This window comes from Streptomyces sp. NPDC002958 (genome assembly GCF_055563255.1).
In genome coordinates this window covers 71396-92161 of sequence record NZ_JBVHDS010000018.1, presented here as the reverse complement: position 1 = coordinate 92161, position 20766 = coordinate 71396, and the positions used below count along the sequence as shown (strand labels likewise).

Below are 20766 nucleotides of genomic sequence, written 5' to 3'. Positions count from 1 at the left end.
CGGGGCGGGTTCGCGCGCCCTCGTCCCGCTCACCCCGTGTACCAGGAAGGGTGTCCACCACCGTGGAAACCGCAAGCGCCGCCGCCCGGACGGCCCCGGCCGCAGTGATCGTCGCCATCGACGGGCCCTCCGGCACCGGCAAGTCGAGCACGTCCAAGGCCGTCGCCGCCCAGCTCGGCCTGAGCTACCTGGACACCGGCGCCCAGTACCGGGCGATCACCTGGTGGATGCTGAACAACGGCATCGACGTGCAGGACGCGATGGAGGTGGCGACCGCCGCCGCCAAGCCGGTCATCGTCTCCGGTACGGACCCGGCCGCCCCGACGATCACCGTCGACGGTGAGGACGCCTCGGGCCCGATCCGTACCCAGGAAGTCACCTCCAACGTCAGCGCCGTCAGCGCGGTCCCCGAGGTGCGCACCCGGATCACCGAGCTGCAGCGGACCATCGCCGCCGCCGCCGAGCGGGGCATAGTCGTCGAGGGCCGCGACATCGGCACCACGGTGCTGCCCGACGCCGACCTGAAGATCTTCCTCACCGCATCGCCGGAGGCGCGCGCCGCCCGCCGCAGCGGAGAGGTCAAGGGCTCCGATCTCGCCGCCACCAAGGAGGCGCTGATCAAGCGGGACACGGCCGACTCCGGCCGCAAGACCTCCCCGCTGGCCAAGGCGGACGACGCCGTCGAGGTGGACACCACCGAGCTGACCCTCCCGCAGGTCATCGAGTGCGTCGTCACCCTCGTCGAGGAGAAGCGGGCCGCGAAGTGACCCGAGCCACGGGCTCGCCCACGCTGCGCGGCGCAGCGGTCGGGCGCGGGATCGGCATCGGGCTGATGTACGGGCTGTGGAAGCCCCGCGTCCTCGGTGCGTGGCGGGTTCCCGCCTCCGGACCCGTCATACTCGCGGTGAACCACTCCCACAACATCGACGGTCCGATGCTGATGGGCACCGCGCCCCGGCCCGTCCACTTCCTGATCAAGAAAGAGGCGTTCGTCGGCCCGCTCGACCCGTTCCTGCGCGGAATCGGTCAGCTGAAGGTGGACCGCACGATCGCCGACCGCACCGCCATCACGCACGCCCTCGGCGTGCTGGAGGACGGCGGGGTGCTCGGGATCTTCCCCGAGGGCACCAGGGGCGAGGGCGACTTCGCCTCCCTGCGTGCCGGGCTCGCATACTTCGCGGTACGCAGCGGGGCGCCGATCGTGCCCGTGGCCGTACTGGGAAGCACGGAGCGCCGCGGACGGTTGATATCGGCACTGCCGCCTTTGCGCAGCCGGGTCGATGTCGTCTTCGGTGATGCCTTCGACGCGCAAGAGGGGGCGCGCAGCTCGGACAAGGGTGGTGGCGGTCGGCGCACGCGCAGGGCGCTGGACGAGGCGACGGTACGGATCCAGGGGCGGCTGACCGCCCATCTGGACGAGGCCAGACGTTTCACCGGGCGCTAGGTAAGACTTGAGTAGTGGGCCGCGTGGTCGTGACCCATCGATGATGATGCAAAGAGGAACGGACTTCATGAACGACCAGATTCACTCCGATGGCTCGGACCACGAGCACGGAGCGCTTGGCGACGCCGAGTACGCGGAGTTCATGGAGCTCGCCGCGGAGGAGGGCTTCGACGCCGAAGAGGTCGAGGGCGCGATCGGTGAGGCCGGTCACGGGCCGCTTCCCGTGCTCGCCGTCGTCGGCCGGCCCAATGTCGGCAAGTCGACGCTGGTGAACCGGATCATCGGCCGCCGTGAGGCGGTCGTCGAGGACAAGCCGGGCGTCACCCGCGACCGCGTGACCTACGAGGCCGAGTGGGCGGGCCGCCGCTTCAAGGTCGTCGACACCGGTGGCTGGGAGCAGGACGTGCTGGGCATCGACGCCTCCGTCGCCGCCCAGGCCGAGTACGCGATCGAGGCCGCCGACGCGGTCGTCTTCGTGGTCGACTCGACCGTCGGCGCGACCGACACCGACGAAGCCGTCGTCAAGCTGCTGCGCAAGGCCGGCAAGCCCGTCGTGCTGTGCGCCAACAAGGTCGACGGACAGAGCGGCGAGGCGGACGCCACCGCTCTCTGGTCGCTGGGCCTCGGCGAGCCGCACCCGGTCTCCTCGCTGCATGGCCGCGGCACCGGTGACCTGCTCGACGCCGTACTCGAAGCGCTTCCCGAGGCCCCGGCGCAGCGCTTCGGCACCGCGATCGGCGGACCGCGACGGATCGCGCTCATCGGCCGTCCGAATGTCGGCAAGTCCTCGCTGCTGAACAAGGTGGCGAATGAGGACCGCGTGGTCGTCAACGAACTCGCGGGTACCACCCGCGACCCGGTCGACGAGTTGATCGAGCTCGGCGGCATCACCTGGAAGTTCATCGACACGGCCGGTATCCGCCGCCGGGTCCACCTCCAGGAGGGTGCGGACTACTACGCCTCGCTGCGCACCGCAGCTGCCGTGGAGAAGGCCGAGGTCGCCGTCGTCCTGATCGACGCCAGCGAGTCCATCAGCGTCCAGGACCAGCGCATCATCACCATGGCCGTGGAGGCCGGGCGCGCCCTGGTGATCGCGTACAACAAGTGGGACACCCTCGACGAGGAGCGTCGCTACTACCTGGAGCGCGAAATCGAGACGGAGCTCGCGCAGATCGCGTGGGCCCCGCGGGTCAACGTCTCCGCCGTCACCGGCCGTCACATGGAGAAGCTGGTCCCGGCCATCGAGACCGCCCTCGCCGGCTGGGAGACCCGCGTCCCCACCGGCCGGCTGAACGCCTTCCTCGGTGAGGTCGTCGCCTCCCACCCGCACCCCGTCCGCGGTGGTAAGCAGCCGAGGATCCTCTTCGGCACCCAGGCGGGCACCAAGCCGCCGCGCTTCGTGCTGTTCGCCTCGGGCTTCCTGGAGCACGGCTACCGACGCTTCGTCGAGCGTCGGCTGCGCGAGGAGTTCGGCTTCGAGGGCACCCCGATCCACATCTCGGTGCGGGTCCGCGAGAAGCGCGGCCGTAACAAGTAGCACGCAAGGCCCCATGACTGTGCCCCGGACCGTTTCGGATACGAGACGGTCCGGGGCACAGTCATGGGGTCAGGTTCCTCGCGACCCCGATCCCGGGGGCAGAGCCGCAGGCTGGGTGCGCCCGGAGTGCCGTCCCACCCGCTGCCAGGAGCCGAGGCTGCCGGTGTGTGTGCTCGGGCCGCTGCCGTGTCCGGTGGCTCCGCTGTGTCCGGAAAGTCCGGTGGAGAGACTGGTGGAGTGGCCGGAGTGGCTGCTGAGTGGGAGGCGGCTGCCGAAGAGCCCGGTACCGAAGGCCACGAAGCCGAGATTCTCCTCGCCGCTCCGATCACCCGGCAGCGCCCGGAACGACCGGCGGTACTCGGAGTACAGCGCGTCGTAGATCGGGGTGTGGGACTGACCGCCCGATGGGTCCTGCGAGGGGCGCATGGCAGGGATCGGGCTCGGGCGCTGGTGGGAGGAGTCGTATGGGTGCACGTATGTGCCAACGACCCCAGTGTCCGTCGGATGCGGGCCCGGCGGAGAAATAGCTGTTCGCCGCAGGTGCGAGGAGCCGACGGACATGATCAGGTCCCGGCCAGCGGCATCGCCGCGGCCACCAGGAGCCCGCCGCCGGCGGCCCTGTCCAGAGCGTCGCGCAGCAGGTCCTCGCGGGGCTGCTGGCCGATCGCCCCGGCCGGGGCGGCGAAGACGAGCACGGTCTGCGACTTGTTGGCCGCGGTCCGCCAGCCCTCGGTGACCTGGAGCGGTGCATGTGCCTGCCACCAGGCGACCGGGGCGCCGCCGCCGACGCCCGGCTGGAGCACGGCGTGCAGCTGGCCCATGGCGAGCAGGATCGACCAGCCGTGCAGCACCGCGGGCATCCGGTCCATCCGGTGAACCGGGTGGAAGCCCTGCTCCAGCAGCAGCTGGAGGAATTCGTCGCCCCGGCTGCCGTCCGTGCCCGGGCGGGCGATCGCACCGGTCGGCTCGACGACGAGGGCCGGGTGGAGTTCGTCGTCGATCAGGACGAGGCCGCTGGTGACCCCGAGGACGGCCTGGTCGGGGTTGAGGTGCTCCGGATGCTCGGAGTGCTCCGCGTCGTTGCTGGTGATGCTGCGCACGGCGCCCTGCAGCTGCTCCTCGGCGACGTGGACGACCTGCGAGGGGATGCAGGTCGCGTGGGCGAACGCGAGGACGGCGGTTTCGTCACCGACGAAGAGCACCGTGCTGGTGCGTTCCTGCTCGGAGTCGCCGGGGGTGCGGCAGGAGGTGCAGTCGTAACTGCCCGGGGTGTTGTCGCCGACGAGCAGCCGGTCGGCTTCGGCGTCGCCGATCTCGGCACGTACGTCCTCGCTGACGTCGAGCATGCGCGGCACGGGTGGCTCCTCGAACTCGGTGCGTGCGCCGGGCGGTTCCCGGCTCATGAAGAAGACAACGGGCGATCCGTGGCCGGGGTCACGCGAGAAAGGGAACGTAATCGAACCATCCGACGCGGAGGGTGAATCTCACGATACGAGGGGCCGATTACAGCCTGTTTCTCCCGATTGGTTGCGCGGTGATGTGATCGACTTGGCCATGGGCCGGTTCACCGATACATCGACAAATCAGGAAAACAGGTGAGCATGTGGCTGGCCGGAACTCGCCGGTGCCCGGAGTGAACCCCCGACCGGTCTGTACCGTCATGCCAAGTGCAGCCGCCGCTGATCAGTCGAACGGGAGATATGGCGTTTCATGCACATTTCTTTCCTGCTCCACAACGCTTATGGGGTCGGGGGCACGATCCGTACGACGTTCAATCTCGCCGGGGCGCTGGCCGGGCACCATGACATCGAGATCGTGTCCGTCTTCCGGCACCGCGACTTCCCCGCCCTGGGAGCCCCCGAAGGCGTGCGCATGAGCCACCTCGTCGACCTGCGGAAGAAGAGCCCGGCATACGACGGCGACGCGGCCGAATACGCCCGTCCCGCAAGCGTGTTCCCGCGCGGCGACAGCAGGTACCGGCAGTACAGTAGACTGACCGACGCGCGGGTGGCGGACCATTTGCGTTCCCTGGACGCGGACGTCGTGGTCGGAACCCGGCCGGGGCTCAACGTGCAGATCAGCAGGCAGACCCGGCGCGGTCCGGTCCGGATCGCGCAGGAGCACCTCACCTTCGACAGCCACAGCTACCGGCTGCGCCGCGAGATCGGGCATCGCTACGCCCTGCTCGACGCGATCACCACCGTCACCGAAGCCGATGCCCGCGCCTACCGGACCGGGCTCAAGCTGCCCGGTGTACGGATCGAGTCCATTCCCAACAGCGTGCCCGCGCCGGGGATCGCGCCCGCCGACGGCGACAGCAAGTGGGTGATCGCCGCAGGTCGGTTACACAAGGTCAAGCGGTACGACCTGCTCGTCCGGGCGTTCGCCGACGTGGTCGCCGTCCGTCCGGACTGGCGGCTGCGGATCTACGGCGGCGGCGACGCGACCGGGAACGAACGCCAGGCGCTGCTCGCACTCATCGGCGAACTCGGCCTGCACAACCATGTGTTTCTGATGGGTTCGGTCAACCCGCTGGAGGCCGAGTGGCCCAAGGGGGCGATCGCCGCGGTCACTTCGGACCGCGAGTCCTTCGGCATGACCATCGTCGAGGCGATGCGCTGCGGCCTGCCGGTCGTCGCCACCGACTGCCCGCACGGCCCCCGCGAGATCATCGACGACGGCACCGACGGACGGCTGGTGCCGGTCGGTGACACGGCAGCGGTGACGGATGCCCTCCTCGGTCTGATCGACGACGACGAAGCGCGGCACCGCTCGGGACGCGCCGCACTGGCCGCCTCGCAGCGCTTCGACCCGTCGCGGATCGCCGAACGCCATGAGCGGCTCTTCACCGAACTCGCCTCCCGAGCCCCGCGCGAGCGCTCGCACGGCGCACTGAGCACCACACTGCACCGCGCCCGCGGCACCGTGCTGGACGGGGCGTACGCCCTGCGCTACAAGGCCGCCGATGCCATCCGCAAGGGGAAGTCCGCATGACCGTCTCCGCAGAGCGCCAGAAGCCACGAGTCGACTGCACCGCAGGTCCCGACGGAGGGATCGTCTTCGACCTCGACCTCGATCGCCGCGAGGAGGGGGAGGCGCCCGAGCTGCTTCTCCGGCTGCGCGGCACCAAGGGCGCGGGCGGCGACGGCGACACCGTACGGCTGCCCCTGAGCCCGCTCGGCGAGGGACGGCGGCTGCGAGCGGTGCTGCCGGGTGCTGTCGAGCCGGCCGAAGGCCGCTGGGACGTCTATATGCGCCAGCCGGGCGCGGACGACGGGGAGGTGGCCGTCGAGCCCGGAATCAGGGATGTGCGGCTCCTCATGGACCGCACACCGGAGACCGGGCGGATCGCGGTCCGTATCCCGTACCCGACCCTCGACGGCCGGCTCGCCGTGCGCTGCTGGATCCGTTCACCGCACGCCGAGGCCGGGCCGGTCACCTTCGACCGCGGCGGAATGACCGTCGAGGGCGCTCTGTACGGGACCGGCCTCGGCAACGACGCCCGTGTCGAGGCGCGGCCGGCCGACGCCCCCGACCGCGCCTGCCGGGTGCCGGTCACCGGGAACGAAGGCACGTTCTCCTTCACGCTTCCCCTCGACCGGCTGGGCGCCGGGCGGGTCACCGAGCAGCAGCTGTGGACACTTCGCCTGTTCCCCGGGACGGGCGCCGGGGAGCCGGCCGACGGCGTACGGATCTCCCGCATCCTCGATGACGTCTGGGACCGCAAGAAGATCTTCGTCTACCCGGGCCGTAGCGTCGGGGAGGGTGTCCGTGCCACGCCCTGCTACTCGGCCGACAACGACCTCTGCGTACGGCTCGAACCGGATCCGGCGCAGGCCCGGTAGACCCTCGGAAGCCGTTGCGGACGAAACCCGTCCGCAACGGTCGGCGGACTCGCCCCATGTTGGAGACCTGGGCACGACTGCTGCGCATGCTCTCACTCCTCCAGACGCACCGGGACTGGTCGGGCAGGGATCTCGCCGAACGGCTCGGAGTCACCCCACGGACCGTCCGGCGCGACGTCGACAAGCTGCGCGAGCTCGGCTACCCGGTCACTGCCGGTTCCGGTACCGGCGGCGGATACCAGCTCGGCGCCGGTGCCCAGCTGCCGCCGCTGCTCCTCGACGACGAGGAGGCCGTCGCCGTCGCCGTCGGGCTGCGCACCGCGGCGGGCAACGGCGTCGAGGGCGTCGGCGAGACCTCCGTACGCGCCCTGGAAACAGGTGCTGCCGGACCGGCTCCGGCGCCGGGTGAACGCGCTGAACACCTTCACCGTGCCGTTGCTCCGCGCGCCCGGCGCGTCCACCGCCGAGCCGGGGCCTCACCGAACTGGCCGGAGCCTGCCGGGACAGCGAGCGACTGCGCTTCGAGTACCGGGACCACTCCGGCTCCGTATCGCGCCGGAGTGTCGAACCGCACCGGCTGGTGTGTACCGAGCGCCGCTGGTATCTCGTCGCCTGGGACCTGGACCGCGCGGGCCGGCGTGCGTTCCGTGCGGACCGGATCACCCCACACCCCCGCACGGCCGCTTCCACCGGCGTCCTCATACGGGACGGTTCGGGTTGTCCGCTATACGGGCGGCAGTGGGCGGCTGCCCGCGGCCGGCGGTGCGGATTTTGTGACCAGAAGATAAGGCTGCCATAAGGAAGCGTGAAGTCCCGGTGGCATGCGCATTTACGCAGGTTATTCAACGCGGAAATTCCAGTCACTCGATACGGGATATACCGTTTGGTTTTCGGGCTTTGCGTGTGACCGTTTCCCGGCCTGTGTGATTACTGTGCGTCCGGTCGTGGACCGCATGTTCGGGTGGCGTGATTCGAAGCGTCACGCGTGTCGTGATCCTGTGACACAAGCGTGACCGGCAAGGGACGTGAGGATGCCGTGCGGCGGTCGGTGCCCCGGCTTCCGTCGCGATCCGCAGCCGCCTACGGTGAGAGGTATGGCACCCATACCGACCCCTCCCGCCCAGCCCGACGACACACCCGGTGCGTATGTCGGCCTCGCCCTCGACGCGGCCGAACAGCGGGCCCGCAGGCATGGCTGGAGCACTGTCAGATCCCTGCCGCCGGGCACGATCATCACCATGGAGTTCCGAAGCGGACGGATCAACTTTGAGGTCGTCGATGCCGTTGTTACCCGCTGCTGGGTGGGCTGAGGACCCCCGCAACCCGCGACCGGTGATCGGCGACCCGGGCTCCGGACATGAGTGAAGGCCCCGACCGAAGTCGGGGCCTTCACTGTGCGGGGGGAGCGGCTGTGCGTACCGGCCCCGCGACTCCTGGGGGGTGTTCAGCCGCCGCTCATCGGGCGGGACGACGTCGTGCCGCCGCGTGGCGTACGGTCCGCGTGCGGCGGGCGGCGGCTGCCGGCCGGGGTGACCGGGGTCCGCTCCGAGCGCACCAGGTGCGCCGGATGTGACGGGGGTGCCGGGTGTGCGCGCGAGCGGGTGCCCGTGACCGAGCCCGTAGTGGTCGCCGTGTGTCCTCCCGCGGCGACCGGCTCCAGCACCGGGTCCTCCGCCACGGCGTCGCCGCCGTCCAGCTGCGGGGGTAGCACGGCCCGGGGTCCTCCGGCCGCGACGGGCACGGAAGGAACGGGACGGCCGCGTCCCCGCAGGGCCTCGCGCTGGGCGAAGATCCAGGCCTCGGTCCGGGCGATCAGCGGTTCGACCCAGGGCAGGCCCAGCAGGATCAGCAGCCCCGCTGCCCAGCCCAGCAGCACATCGCTGAGCCAGTGCGTGCCGAGGTAGACGGTGGTGAGTCCGACGCCGAGCGAGACGATTGCCGATACGGCCGACAGATAGCGCCTGGCGCGCGGGGTGGTGGCCAGATAGGCCAGGATTCCCCAGGTCACGACGGCGTTGGCGGTGTGGCCCGACGGAAATATATCGCCACCGGAGAAGAGCTCCGCGGAGCCGATCTGGGTCGCGTAGTGCGGACCGAGCCGCCCCAGGCCGATCTTGACCGCGCCGACCGTCGCATTGAGCAGCAGCAGCGAGGCGCCGAGCATCAGCAGGGGCCGTAGCGTGTGCTGCCGCCAGGAGCGCCAGCCGAGCCAGCAGGCGACCATGGTGGCGGTGGGGCCGCGCTGGCCGAGTACGACGTAGTAGTCGAGGAACGCATGGATTTCCGGCCACTGCTCATACGGCCGGAAGAGCATGACCTTCCAGTCCAGGGTCACCAACCAGGAAGAGGTCAGCACGGCAACGACGATGGCCAGATAGAACGCCAACGTCCCGCAGAAGAGAGCGATGCGGTGACGGCTCATCCGCGGTGGCTCTATCTTCGGCGGTTCCGGCTCCCGGTCCAAGCGGGCAAAGATGTCGGTACGCACCCAATCGACGTTACAGCGAGTTAGTGCGAGACCGGGTCGATCCGGCCTCTTTGTGATGACGATGTGATGTGGACTATGTCTCAGTCGGGCCTTAATTCCTGACCCGAAGAAGCGCGGCGGCGGGTCTCTGCGCTATTGATTTCGCACTCATTTCGGAAGGGTCTTTGGGTGCGGGCAGAAAAGCGCAGGAGGTGTCGGTATGAATTTCTCCGGCGCCCCGGAAAGTGGAACGGAGAGTGTCCGTCCGGTCACCGACCGCTTGCGGCGTGGGCCCGGCGAGTGCTCCGGTGATCACTCCTAGTACCTTCTGTGCCGGGTTCGGAGGTCGTCCGTACAGGTCCGAGAGGGGGGACGAGCGGCGGCTCGGCGTGGCGTACGCCACACTCCACGGCCCGGCGAGGTATGAGGTGGGCCACTGTGAGCGCTCCGAACTCGCGTACGCTGACGGATCACTCGCCCGTCGATGCCGGGCCCCGAGGGGCAGCGAACCGCTGCATCCCCGGTTGGCCTGCCGAGCGCGAGGGACCTTTTGGGAGGTACATGCATGTCCGGGACGACCACAGCCCGAATCCGGCTGCGCTCGGCCGCCGACGGTGCCAATCGATGGGTCGTCCTGGTCGTCCTCTGCCTCAGTCTGCTGCTCGTCGCACTCGATGCGACCGTGCTCCATGTCGCCGTCCCCGCCGTCACCGAGGACCTGCGGCCCAGCGCCGTCGGCCTGCTCTGGATCGTGGACGCCTATCCACTGGTCTGCGCCTCGCTGCTGATCCTCTTCGGCACCCTCGGCGACCGGGTCGGCCGACGCCGCATTCTGCTGCTCGGCTATGCCCTGTTCGGTGTCGCTTCCGCGATCGCCGCGATGGCCGACAGTCCCGGCGTACTGATAGTGGCGCGTGCCCTGCTCGGTGTCGGTGGGGCGATGATCATGCCGGCGACGCTGTCGATCCTCCGGCAGGTCTTCCCCGACCGGCGCGAACGGTCCGTGGCGATCGGCGTCTGGAGCGCGGTCGCCGCCGTCGGCGCCGCCACCGGTCCCGTCATAGGCGGCTTCCTCGTCGAGCATTTCTGGTGGGGTTCGGTCTTCCTGATCAACATCCCGCTGATGGCTCTGGTCCTGCCGATCGGCCGCCTGCTGCTGCCCGAGTCGCGTGGCAGCAACGACGGCCCGTGGGATGTGCTGGGTGCGCTGATGGCGGCGGCCGGAGTGCTCGGTGTGGTTCTCGGAGTGAAGCGGGTAGGCACCGGCGAGGGGCTGCTGAGTCCGGCCGCACTGGCCCCGTTGCTGATCGGGGCCGTACTGCTCATCGCCTTCGTGCGTCGTCAGAAGCGGCGTACGCATCCGCTGATCGACATCGGGATGTTCGCCAGGCCCGCCTTCGCCACCGCGGTGGGCTGCATCATCCTCGCCATGCTGGCCCTGGTCGGGCTGGAGTTGATTGCCGTGCAGTACCTTCAGCTCGTCCTCGGCCTGAGCCCGCTCCAGACGGGTCTGCGGTTGTTGCCGCTCACCTTCGCGGCCATGGCCGCGGGCGCCACCGGCTCGTACACCCTGCGCCGCATCGGGCCTCGCCGGATGGTCGGCTGGGGCTTCGTGCTCACGGCCGCCTCGGTGCTGATCCTGACCGCGATGGGTCAGCACGACCGGCCCGTCCTGCTGACCGCGGCCTTCGTCGCACTCGGCTTCGGGCTGCAGTCCACGCTCTTCGGGGCGTACGAATCCATGCTCAGCGACGCCCCCGCCGACCGGGCGGGCGGTGCGGCGGCGATCGGTGAGACCTCGTACCAGCTGGGCGCGGGCATGGGCATCGCCCTGCTCGGCAGCGTGATGAACGCCGCCTACGCCTCCGGACTCGCGAACCTGCCCGAGCAGGGCGTTTCCGCCCAGGACGGTGCGGCCGCCACCCACTCGCTGGGGGAGGCCTACCAGGTGGCGGACCGGTTGGGCGGTCCGCTGGGCGAGGTGCTGCGCTCCACGGCCCGCCACTCCTTCGTCACCGGGCTGCATGTCACGCTGCTGGTCAGCGCGGCTCTGCTGCTGCTGGGGGCGCTCGCCGCGCTGCGGCTGCCGCGGGTGATGGAGTGTCCGTCACCGGAACTCGGCGGACATCAAGAGGCCGACGATGCCCGTGAGTCCCGGGAGCGGAACGAGGTGCGGGGATTCCACGGTCCGCACGAGGCGCCCGCCGCGGGCCGTACGAAGAGGCCGCTGTCCATGCCCGCCCGGCGCCGACCCGCCGAGGCAACGGGCTCTGGACGGGCGGCACGCTGAGCCGTAACGTCGGTACGACGCCATAACTAACACTGCTAGTTTTAGCATCGTGCGAGCCGCCGGAGGCACCCTCATGTCCACCACTGCGTCCTCGAAGCTCCCGCCCTTCGACCCCGCCGACCCGATCGGGATCGACGATCTGCTCAGCACCGAGGACCTCGCGATCCGCGACACCGTCCGCGACTGGGCCACCGACCGCGTCCTGCCGCACATCGCCCAGTGGTACGAGAACGGTGAGCTGCCCGGCATCCGTGAGCTGGCCCGCGAACTCGGTTCGCTCGGCGCCCTCGGCATGCCGCTGCAGGGATACGGCTGCGCGGGCGCCACCGCCGTCCAGTACGGGCTGGCCTGTCTGGAGCTCGAAGCGGCGGACTCGGGGATCCGCTCGCTCGTCTCCGTACAGGGCTCGCTCGCCATGTACGCCATCCACCGCTTCGGCTCCGAGGAGCAGCGGCAGCAGTGGCTGCCGGGCATGGCGGCCGGCGAGATCATCGGCTGCTTCGGCCTCACCGAGCCGGACCACGGCTCCGACCCGGCCGGGATGCGGACCCACGCCAAGCGCGACGGCGAAGACTGGGTGCTCACCGGCCGCAAGATGTGGATCACCAACGGCTCGGTCGCTGGTGTCGCCGTCGTCTGGGCGCAGACCGACGAGGGCGGCGCCGGCGGAATCCGCGGATTTGTCGTGCCGACCGACGCCCCGGGCTTCTCGGCGCCCGAGATCAAGCACAAGTGGTCCCTGCGCGCCTCGGTCACCAGCGAGCTGGTCCTCGACGAGGTGCGGTTGCCGGCCGATGCCGTGCTTCCCGGGGTGCACGGTCTGCGCGGCCCGCTCAGCTGTCTCAGTCATGCCCGCTACGGCATCGTCTGGGGAGCCATGGGCGCGGCGCGCGCCAGCTTCGAGTCGGCCCTCGACTATGCGAGGACCCGCGAGCAGTTCGGCAGGCCGATCGGTGGCTTCCAGCTCACCCAGGCCAAGCTCGCGGACATGGCCGTGGAACTGCACAAGGGCATCCTGCTCGCCCACCATCTGGGCCGGCGGATGGACGCGGGCAGGCTCCGTCCGGAACAAGTCAGTTTCGGAAAGCTCAACAATGTGCGGGAGGCGATCGAGATCTGCCGTACCTCGCGCACGATCCTCGGCGCCAACGGGATCTCACTGGAGTACCCGGTGATGCGCCATGCGACGAATCTGGAGTCGGTGCTCACCTACGAAGGAACCGTGGAGATGCACCAGCTGGTGCTGGGCAAGGCGCTCACCGGCCTCGACGCGTTCCGGTAGACCGTCCGGCGAGCGCCCTGCTCAGCTCTGGTTGAAGAAGCCGTCGACCGGCCGGCCGGCGGCTTCGCCGCTGACCACCCGGGTGTCGGCCGGGGTCAGCAGGAAGACCCGGGTGGCGACGCGCTCGATCGAGCCGCGCAGTCCGAAGGTCAGCCCCGCGGCGAAGTCCACGACGCGCTTGGCGTCGGTGGGGTCCATGGTCGTGAGGTTGACGATCACCGGGACGCCGTCCCGGAAGAGCTCGCCGATGGCTCGGGCGTCGCGGAAGCTGTCCGGGGTGACGGTGGCGATCCGACGGCCCGTCTCCTCGGCCGTCTCGGAGGCCACCTGCACCCGGGGATCGGTCACCCAGGCCTGACCGGTCCCGGTCTGCGGACCCTCGGCGTACTCGTCGTCGTAGTACCGCTCGTCGTTGTCCTCCACGAGGCCCAGCCAGGCACTCGCCTTGCGCACCGATCCCATGGACGCCTCCTCTCACCGCGGTTCCGTGGTGTTCCGCATCTCTTTCGTATCCCTATGGTCGTCCATGATGCGGATCGTGCGCCAAGTGGATAGTCGGCGCGCAGGGGATTCGTGACGGTACTGGTGCAGAAAATATGGCGGTTCGTCAAGGTTCCTCCCGCATCAGGGACCTGGAAGAAAGAAAATACGATGTGCCGGTCCGTACGGGTGATATGGGGGACGTACGGGTGAAGGAAACGCTCGATACGATGCACGTCGCGCATGTGCGCGAGCTCGACGTACAGGTGAACGACTCTCGGGGGATCGTCGTGTTCGGAATCGTCAGGCCCTGCACCCATCGATTGTCCGAGGGGCTCAGGACCGAGTGGATGGCCCATCTCTGTGGGCTCTGCCTCGCGCTCCGCTCCGATCACGGGCAATTTGCTCGAATCGTCACGAACTATGACGGTCTGATCGTCTCGGTCCTGACGGAGGCTCAGTCGAAACGCACCACCGGATGGCGACGCACTGCGGGACCCTGTCCGCTGCGCGCCATGCGGACCGCCCCGGTCGCCCGCGGCGAGGGGGCCAGGCTGGCGGCCGCCGTCTCCCTGGTGCTGGCATCGGCGAAGATACGGGACCATGTCGCCGATCGGGACGGCCTGTTGAAACGTCGCCCGGTCGCCGCCGCGGCACGCCGGATCGCCGCGGGCTGGGACCGGGCCGGCGCGCGCACCGGCGCACAGCTCGGCTTCGACACCGCGCTGCTCGTCGACGCCGTCGACCGGCAGACCGGCATCGAGCTGCTCGCCGGGCCCGGCACCCAGCTGCTCGTGGTCACCGAGCCCACCGAGACCGCCACCGCGGCCGCCTTCGCCCACACCGCGATACTTGCGGGCAAACCGCAGAACGCGGAGCCGCTGGCCGAGGCGGGCCGCCTCTTCGGGCGCCTGGCGCATCTGCTGGATGCCGTGGAGGACCAGGAGGCTGACGCCGCGTCGGGAGCCTGGAACCCGCTCACCGCGACCGGCACCTCGCGGGCCGAGGCCCGGCGGCTGTGCGACGACGCGCTGCGCGGCGTACGGCTGGCGCTGCGCGACGCGGAATTCGCCGACGACAAGCTGGCCCATGTGTTGCTGGTGCACGAACTGCGACAGTCGGTGGATCGGGCGTTCGGTACCACGGCGTGCTCGCACCAGGCGGGCGGGACAGCCCCGGACGGAGCTGTCCCGCCGTCAGGCGCCCGGCAGAACGGTTCCTTCGGGCCGCCGCCCGGCAACCCGTACGCACCGAGCCCCGACAGCCCCGTCGGCCCGCCGCAGCCCCCGCCCGAGCCCCCGCGCGACCGACGCGGGCTGATCGCGGGCTGCCTGGTGTGGGCGGGGCTGGCCTGCACCTGCCAGATGTGCTGCGGTACCTTCAACGACCCGTGGACCCATGAGCGCCGTGGGGGACTGTGCAGTAAGTGCGACTGCGGCAGCTGCGGCGACGCCTGCGACTGCTGCTGCAACTGCGGGGACTGCTGCGAATCGTGCGACTGCTGCGGGTGTGACTGCAACTGCTGAGCCGGGCCGCCCGGTCGGCCGGCTCGATCAGTTGATCTCGGGCGGCGAGATCTGCGAGGTCTTGATCGCCGAGGCGCCCGCGACGGCAGCCCGCACCCGCGCCGCTTCGCGCTCGGTCCGTTCACTGCCCCGCGCCGACCGGGCGTTCACTCGGCCGCGCACCGGCGGCCCGGTTTTCCGGCAGAACGACGCCACCGCGCGCACCTTCCTGAGCGACCTCTCCTGTAGCGACGGTCGCCTCGGCGCCGCACCGGAGAGGTGACTGTCGTTCTCGGCCGTCCGGTTCCGGCAAGTCCACGCTCCTGCGCACCATCAACCACCCGGAGAAGGCCGACAACAGCTGGATCAGCATCGACGGCACCCTGGCCGGCTACCGCAGGGACGGCAACAAGCTGTACGAGCGTGCGGCGCGACAAGTTCAGGCCAGAGGGCCCTCTTGCGCCAGAAGTTGACTCCTTGAATACTCCCGAGCAGCGCTTGTCAGGGACACGGCACATCCGCTCTGCGGGCACGCTGCCGTGCGAACGACTGCGCCTCACGGGTCCGACCACCCCACAGGTGGACCCCCGACTTCCCCTCGGGAGGAATGAGAAGTGAGGATCAAGCGCACCACCCCCCTCAGCGGCACCGCGAGACGCGGCAAGGCTGTCGCCATCGCCGCAGGCCTTGTCGCCGTTGCCGCACTCGCCGTCCCCACCGCCCAGGCCGACACCGCCACCACCTTCAGCGCCCAGCAGCTCTCCGCCGCGAGCGACGCCGTTCTCGGCGCCGATGTGGCGGGAACCGCCTGGAACATCGACCCGGCGACCGGCACCCTCGTGGTCACCGCGGACAGCACGGTCTCGCAGGCCGAGATCAGGCAGATCAAGCAGTCCGCCGGAGCCAACGCGGGCGCCCTGCGCATTGAGCGCACCCCCGGAAAGCTCAGCAAACTGCTCTCCGGCGGCGACGCGATCTACGCCCCCGGCTGGCGCTGCTCCCTCGGCTTCAACGTCCGCAGCGGCAGCACCTACTACTTCCTGACCGCCGGTCACTGCACCGACGGCAACCCGCCCTGGTACACCAACTCCTCCAAATCGACCAGCATCGGCCCGACGGTCGGATCCAGCTTCCCGACCAATGACTACGGCCTGGTGCGCTACGACAACACCTCGCTCGCCCATCCGGGCGCCGTCGGCAGTGTCGACATCACCAGCGCGGCCAATGCCACGGTCGGAATGTCCGTCACCCGCCGCGGTTCCACCACCGGCATCCACAGCGGCACCGTCACGGGGCTCAACGCCACGGTCAACTACGGCGGTGGGGACATCGTCTACGGCATGATCCGGACCAATGTCTGTGCGGAGCCCGGCGACTCCGGCGGTCCGCTCTACTCCGGCTCCAGGGCGATCGGTCTGACCTCGGGCGGCAGCGGTAACTGCTCCTTCGGCGGTACGACCTTCTTCCAGCCGGTCACCGAGGCGCTCAGCGCGTACGGGGTCAGCGTCTACTGACGCCCCGGCACCCCGGTCCGACCCTCGAACAAGCAGTCGACCGACACCTGGTCCCCGCCCGAATCCTGGGCGGGGACTCCCTTTCTCCCCGCGGCTTTTGAGAGGATGTGGGGCAGGTCGGTCGCGCAGGAACAAACGGGGGCGGATGCTGTGCCTCCTGGAGGGATGCCCTCCGGGAACCCCCGGTAGACACCTCAGGGGGTTCCAGGTCCGTGAAACGCATCGGAGTGACCGGCCATCGCAGCATTCCGCAGGAAGCCCATGCCCATGTGCTGGCCGGGTTACGGGCGGCGCTGTGCGGCTTCGAAGGCTCCCTGGAGGCCCTCTCCAGCCTGGCGGTGGGAGCGGACCAGCTCTTCGCCGACCTCGCCCTGGACCGCGGTGCGGATCTGACTGTGGTCATCCCCAGTGGCGACTACGAATCCTGCTTCGCCGACGCGGCCGAACTCGCCCGTTACCGGGCCCTCAAGAACCGGGCGGTCCGCGAGGTCCGGCTGGACTACCCGCACTCCACCGACGAGGCGTACTACGCCGCGGGCGCGTACATCGCAGACCACTGCGACCGGCTGCTCGCCGTGTGGGACGGAAGGCCGGCTCGCGGCTTCGGAGGCACGGGCGACATCGTGAGGTACGCCCGCAGCCTGGGCCGTCCGGTCACCGTGATCTGGCGCGAGGGCGTGGAGCGCACCTGACGCGTTCGTGCGGCCGTCTTCGCATGCGGCCGCGCTCGCGTCATCGGTGTGCTGTGATGCTGCGTCACATCTGGTGTCGTGCAAGCCAGTCGGTGTGTTGCGGAGAGACGATGCGCTCAGTCTCGAATACTGCCCGCGGCCACTGGCGCTCGGTCAGTGTGGTCTCCATCGCCACTTGCATCGCCTCCAGGTCCTGCTCCACCAGCGAGTGGGCCGAGATCAACGGGTGGTGGCGGCGCATCTCGTTCCATGCCAGACAGGCCGCCGCAGCGGCCGACAGCACCCCCGTCAGGGCGAAGGACTGGGTGACGGAGAACGTCCTCAACAGCGCGAACACCAGGGCGAGCGCCGTCAGTACGGCAATGGTGCTCGACCAGACCAGCGTGGCCCGCCGGGAAACCTCCTGACGCCTGCGGTACCAACTGCGCTGCTCGATCAGCCGGTCCCGTACATACGTCTCCTTGCGTACGGTGAACGCCTTGTTCCGTAGCTCCCGCATGGAGTCCGTGATCAGCCCGCCCGAATCCGCTGTCAGGTCGCGGGGGTCGGTCCACCCCACCTTCCGGAGCTCCTGAAGGCCCTCTTCGAGGCGGTTCGCGAACACCGCTTCGGGATGGTTGGTGTGGGTGTCGAAGGGCGAGCCGTGCACCGAGTATCGCCAGCACATCGACTTGATGAACTCTGCTGCCGAGCGGTTGAGTTGCCATTGCGACTTTGCTTTGCGCTGTGCGGTCAGGTATATCGTGATCAGGACACCTGTATAAGCCAACACGCCGATGGCGTCGGTGAGTTGGAACGTGCCACCTATCTCCAGGTGCCAGGGCACCGCGGCCGGCATCGTGCCCATGACCAGGAGAAACAGCTGGACACGGGTGGTGTTCACGGCCTCCCGCTGGCTTGCGATGGCGATCGCGTCCGTGTGATGGAAGAGCGCCGGCAGGTCGGCGTTCCTGAACACCATGCTCTGCAGCGGTCCGGGAATCGCCGTCATGTTCACTCCCGTCTGCGGTTATGTCGTCACCTCAATGGCGGAATCGGTGGTTCCGTTCGATCCGGGACGGTCCCACGTGACGCTCTTGTTCCAAGGGGGCGTCCTCAGTTGCCAACCGAGGCCATGAGAGTAAAGTCGTGCCGCCGGACACTGCAATGGTGAAGATACCGTTGCAGCATTCCTGTCCGGAACCATTCCATCGGAACAAACCCCTCAAGGACGGCCGTGAAGACCTCTGAATCCTCCCTCTCCTTCGCCGTTGCGAAGAACCGTGTGCCGCTCGCCGAGATCGATGTCCGCGGCACTGCTGCTGCCCGGAAGCTCGGTCGTGTGCATGCCGCGTCAGCCGGTCGCCCCACTCAGGCATCGACCTTCAACTCGGCACTCTGAACCAACGCCCGAGCACCCCTTCGGGCTGGCTAGACTGGTGGAATGACAGGACCCTTGGTCCCTTTCCGCGAAGTCGTTCTCAAGGTTCACAGCAGGTGCGATCTTGCTTGTGACCACTGCTATGTCTATGAACATGCAGATCAGAGCTGGCGAACCCGGCCGAAAACAATCTCTGATGATGTCATTTTCCGGACTGCTCAACGCTTGGCCGAGCATGCCAAGACACATGCACTGCCCTCCGTGTCAGTGATCCTGCACGGAGGGGAGCCTCTACTGGCGGGGCCCGCCCGACTGCGGCGTGTCTGCGAAGAGCTCACCTCCGCCTTCGAAGGCACCGCGGAGCTCGACCTCCGTATCCACACCAACGGACTCCAGCTCAGCCCGCGCTATCTCGACCTCTTCGACGAGTACGACGTCAAGGTCGGCATCTCCCTCGACGGCGACCGGGCCGCCAACGACCGGCACCGCCGCTACGCCGACGGACGCAGCAGCCACCCCCTGGTCCTCAAGGCCGTCGAGCTGCTCCGGCAGGAGCGCTACCGCCACCTCAACCTCGGGCTCCTGTGCACCGTCGACATCGAGAACGACCCGCGCGCGGTCCTCGACGCACTCACCGAGCTCGACCCGCCGCTCATCGACTTCCTCCTTCCGCATGCCACCTGGGACGAGCCGCCGCCCCGCCCCGACGGATCACCCACGGCCTACGCCGACTGGCTTCTCGCGGTCTTCGACCGCTGGCAGGAGCAGGGGCGACCGGTGCCGGTACGGCTCTTCTCCTCGGTGCTGTCCACGCTGAGCGGCGGCCCCAGCCTCACCGAGTCCCTGGGACTCGCCCCCACCGACCTCGTCGTCGTCGAGACCGACGGTCAGCTGGAGCAGGTCGACTCGCTCAAGAGCGCCTACGAAGGCGCGGCGGCCACCGGCTTCGATGTCTTCACCCACACCTTCGACGAGGTCGCGGCCCATCCCGGGGTGCGGGCCCGTCAGCTCGGACTGGCCGGTGTCAGCGAGACCTGCCGCCGGTGCCCTGTCGTACGTTCCTGCGGCGGCGGCCTCTACACCCACCGGTACCGCTCCACAGGGCCGTCCGGCGCATTCGACAACCCGTCCGTGTACTGCGCCGATCTGGAGGCCCTGGTGCGCGGCGTCGAGGCGCGTACGGCAGCGGCCCTCGTCGCACCCGCGGTGGCCGAGCCCGTCGAGCTGCTCGCCGCCCAGCAGGACCTCACCCGCACCCTGCTCGCCCGGCTGAACGCCGACATCGGACGGCGCGGCGGCGAGCGGTGGGCGGCCGTCTGGGAACTGGCCGCCACCATCGAGGCGTCCGAGGAGGGGGCCCGCGGTCTGGACGAGGTGCTGGCCCACCCGTACACCCGCAGCTGGCTGCTCCACGCGCTGGAGCTGGTCCACGAGCGGCCCGGGGCCGTACAGGTGGCGCGCCGGATGCCGGCGTATCTCGCGGCCGCCGTCGTACGGGCCGGTCTCGATCTGCCCGTACGGGTGACCTTCTCGGACGGCAGGATCGTCCTGCCGGGCCTCGGCGAGTTGCGGATCGCGGACGCGGGGGAGCACGGCACGGCAATGGTGCGGGCCACCGAGGACGGCTTCCTGGTCCGGCGGGAGGGGAGCGACCCGGACGAGCGGCGGGTCGTCCAGCCGGAGAAAGCCGGTCCCGGATGGCGTCCGTTGCGCCGGCTCACCACGCCCGGTTCGCCGCCCGGTCTCGTGATCGACGACCTCGACCCGTACCGCGACTGCTTTGTTGTGCCCGCCGCAAACGCCCTCGACGACCGAGCCGCCGCCGGCCTGGAGGTCAGGATCGGCGAGGCCTGGACGCTGATCGGGACGAAGGCACCCGGACGTACCGGGGAGATGGCCGACTGCCTCACCACCCTCACACCGCTGACCGGCCTGGCCCCAACGGAGCCCTCCGTCGGGCGGCACGGATACGGCGCGCTGGGGATCGCTCCGGACGGCAGCGCCGAGGAGTTGGCGTTCGCGTTGCTACGGGGCTTCCGGCGGGCCGAATTGCGGGCGCTTTGCGACGTCACGGATCTTTACGCGGCAGACGGCTCCTGGGAACATCGGATGCCTTGGCGGGAAGAGCCAGTTCCGTTTTCCCGGTTGCTGGCCGACACCTATGAGCGGACGGCGTTGGGGGCATTCGATCCGCGCTATTTGGAGGGCGTACCGCAGGCCCTCGACACGCTGGAGGGTGCCGCCGAACTGACCGTCAATGGGAAACGGCTGCTGGATCTGATGCGAAAAGAGATCTGATGCTTGCATTCCGGTTCAGCCGGGGGTGCCGGCACACACAGGACAACTGGGA

18 protein-coding genes and 3 pseudogenes are annotated in these 20766 nt (G+C 69.4%); 16 read left to right on the top strand and 5 right to left on the bottom strand.

Going from position 1 to position 20766, the window contains the following annotated elements; translation table 11 throughout:
* The first annotated feature begins 50 nt into the window (after window positions 1-50).
* The 3 genes from cmk (at window position 51) to der (ending at window position 2981) form a co-directional block, all read left to right on the top strand.
* Complete coding sequence (gene cmk / locus ACZ3IC_RS25645) at window positions 51-767, top strand: (d)CMP kinase (protein ID WP_467419636.1); 717 nt, start codon at window positions 51-53, stop codon at window positions 765-767.
* Window positions 764-1444 carry a lysophospholipid acyltransferase family protein gene (locus tag ACZ3IC_RS25640; RefSeq protein WP_467419634.1) on the top strand — a complete coding sequence of 227 codons (681 nt, stop codon included), beginning with the start codon at window positions 764-766 and terminating at the stop codon, window positions 1442-1444. Before cmk ends, ACZ3IC_RS25640 begins: the two co-directional genes overlap by 4 nt.
* A 67-nt stretch (window positions 1445-1511) precedes the next feature.
* Complete coding sequence (der, locus tag ACZ3IC_RS25635; protein ID WP_467419631.1) at window positions 1512-2981, top strand: ribosome biogenesis GTPase Der; 1470 nt, start codon at window positions 1512-1514, stop codon at window positions 2979-2981.
* A 69-nt stretch (window positions 2982-3050) separates the two neighbouring features.
* On the opposite strand, the gene ACZ3IC_RS25630 is transcribed toward der, so the two are convergent.
* A complete protein-coding gene (locus ACZ3IC_RS25630) occupies window positions 3051-3407 on the bottom strand; it encodes a hypothetical protein (protein ID WP_467419629.1) in 357 nt (118 codons plus the stop codon).
* Window positions 3408-3544: 137 nt separating this feature from the next.
* The gene (locus tag ACZ3IC_RS25625; protein ID WP_467419628.1) at window positions 3545-4336 is read right to left on the bottom strand and encodes a hypothetical protein; all 792 of its coding nucleotides are present in this window, start codon (window positions 4334-4336) and stop codon (window positions 3545-3547) included.
* A 355-nt stretch (window positions 4337-4691) separates the two neighbouring features.
* Between ACZ3IC_RS25625 and ACZ3IC_RS25620 the strand changes: the two genes are divergently transcribed.
* From ACZ3IC_RS25620 to ACZ3IC_RS25605, 4 genes and pseudogenes are all read left to right on the top strand, one after another.
* Window positions 4692-5975: a glycosyltransferase family 4 protein gene (locus tag ACZ3IC_RS25620; RefSeq protein WP_467419625.1), complete on the top strand. Its 1284-nt coding sequence runs from the start codon at window positions 4692-4694 to the stop codon at window positions 5973-5975.
* Window positions 5972-6826 carry a transferase gene (locus tag ACZ3IC_RS25615; protein ID WP_467419624.1) on the top strand — a complete coding sequence of 285 codons (855 nt, stop codon included), beginning with the start codon at window positions 5972-5974 and terminating at the stop codon, window positions 6824-6826. Before ACZ3IC_RS25620 ends, ACZ3IC_RS25615 begins: the two co-directional genes overlap by 4 nt.
* Before the next feature lie 56 nt (window positions 6827-6882).
* Window positions 6883-7525: pseudogene (locus ACZ3IC_RS25610) on the top strand (helix-turn-helix transcriptional regulator); the annotation flags it as partial.
* Window positions 7526-7920: 395 nt separating this feature from the next.
* Window positions 7921-8136, top strand: coding sequence for an I78 family peptidase inhibitor (locus ACZ3IC_RS25605; RefSeq protein WP_467419621.1), 216 nt, complete (start codon window positions 7921-7923; stop codon window positions 8134-8136).
* A gap of 134 nt (window positions 8137-8270) precedes the next feature.
* On the opposite strand, the gene ACZ3IC_RS25600 is transcribed toward ACZ3IC_RS25605, so the two are convergent.
* Window positions 8271-9314 (bottom strand): phosphatase PAP2 family protein, encoded by a 1044-nt coding sequence (locus tag ACZ3IC_RS25600; protein ID WP_467419620.1) that lies wholly within the window; start codon window positions 9312-9314, stop codon window positions 8271-8273.
* Between the two features lie 544 nt (window positions 9315-9858).
* Here ACZ3IC_RS25600 and ACZ3IC_RS25595 point away from each other — a divergent pair.
* Both ACZ3IC_RS25595 and ACZ3IC_RS25590 read left to right on the top strand, forming a co-directional pair.
* Complete coding sequence (locus tag ACZ3IC_RS25595; protein ID WP_467419616.1) at window positions 9859-11583, top strand: MFS transporter; 1725 nt, start codon at window positions 9859-9861, stop codon at window positions 11581-11583.
* A 73-nt stretch (window positions 11584-11656) separates the two neighbouring features.
* The gene (locus tag ACZ3IC_RS25590) at window positions 11657-12865 is read left to right on the top strand and encodes an acyl-CoA dehydrogenase family protein (RefSeq protein ID WP_467419615.1); all 1209 of its coding nucleotides are present in this window, start codon (window positions 11657-11659) and stop codon (window positions 12863-12865) included.
* Between the two features lie 21 nt (window positions 12866-12886).
* Here the strand turns inward: ACZ3IC_RS25590 and ACZ3IC_RS25585 are convergent, their stop codons facing one another.
* Window positions 12887-13327, bottom strand: coding sequence for a cell division protein SepF (locus ACZ3IC_RS25585; RefSeq protein ID WP_467419613.1), 441 nt, complete (start codon window positions 13325-13327; stop codon window positions 12887-12889).
* 308 nt (window positions 13328-13635) lie between these two features.
* On the opposite strand from ACZ3IC_RS25585, the gene ACZ3IC_RS25580 reads away from it, so the two are divergent.
* The 5 genes and pseudogenes from ACZ3IC_RS25580 (at window position 13636) to ACZ3IC_RS25560 (ending at window position 17056) form a co-directional block, all read left to right on the top strand.
* Window positions 13636-14871 carry a DUF5685 family protein gene (locus tag ACZ3IC_RS25580; RefSeq protein WP_467419702.1) on the top strand — a complete coding sequence of 412 codons (1236 nt, stop codon included), beginning with the start codon at window positions 13636-13638 and terminating at the stop codon, window positions 14869-14871.
* Window positions 14872-14949: 78 nt separating this feature from the next.
* Window positions 14950-15133, top strand: a pseudogene (locus ACZ3IC_RS25575) (hypothetical protein); the annotation flags it as partial.
* A pseudogene (locus tag ACZ3IC_RS25570) lies at window positions 15118-15290 on the top strand (ATP-binding cassette domain-containing protein); the annotation flags it as partial. The pseudogenes ACZ3IC_RS25575 and ACZ3IC_RS25570, both read left to right, overlap by 16 nt.
* 174 nt (window positions 15291-15464) lie before the next feature.
* Window positions 15465-16364: a S1 family peptidase gene (locus ACZ3IC_RS25565; RefSeq protein WP_467419611.1), complete on the top strand. Its 900-nt coding sequence runs from the start codon at window positions 15465-15467 to the stop codon at window positions 16362-16364.
* Between the two features lie 212 nt (window positions 16365-16576).
* Window positions 16577-17056 carry a hypothetical protein gene (locus tag ACZ3IC_RS25560; RefSeq protein ID WP_467419610.1) on the top strand — a complete coding sequence of 160 codons (480 nt, stop codon included), beginning with the start codon at window positions 16577-16579 and terminating at the stop codon, window positions 17054-17056.
* Window positions 17057-17120: 64 nt separating this feature from the next.
* Here the strand turns inward: ACZ3IC_RS25560 and ACZ3IC_RS25555 are convergent, their stop codons facing one another.
* Window positions 17121-18047 (bottom strand): DUF4231 domain-containing protein, encoded by a 927-nt coding sequence (locus tag ACZ3IC_RS25555; protein WP_467419609.1) that lies wholly within the window; start codon window positions 18045-18047, stop codon window positions 17121-17123.
* 225 nt (window positions 18048-18272) lie between these two features.
* On the opposite strand from ACZ3IC_RS25555, the gene fxsA reads away from it, so the two are divergent.
* Both fxsA and fxsBH read left to right on the top strand, forming a co-directional pair.
* The gene (fxsA, locus tag ACZ3IC_RS25550; protein ID WP_467419606.1) at window positions 18273-18437 is read left to right on the top strand and encodes an FxSxx-COOH cyclophane-containing RiPP peptide; all 165 of its coding nucleotides are present in this window, start codon (window positions 18273-18275) and stop codon (window positions 18435-18437) included.
* 42 nt (window positions 18438-18479) lie between these two features.
* A complete protein-coding gene (fxsBH, locus tag ACZ3IC_RS25545) occupies window positions 18480-20714 on the top strand; it encodes a radical SAM/SPASM protein FxsBH, inactivated beta-hydroxylase extension form (RefSeq protein ID WP_467419603.1) in 2235 nt (744 codons plus the stop codon).
* The last annotated feature ends 52 nt before the right edge of the window (window positions 20715-20766 follow it).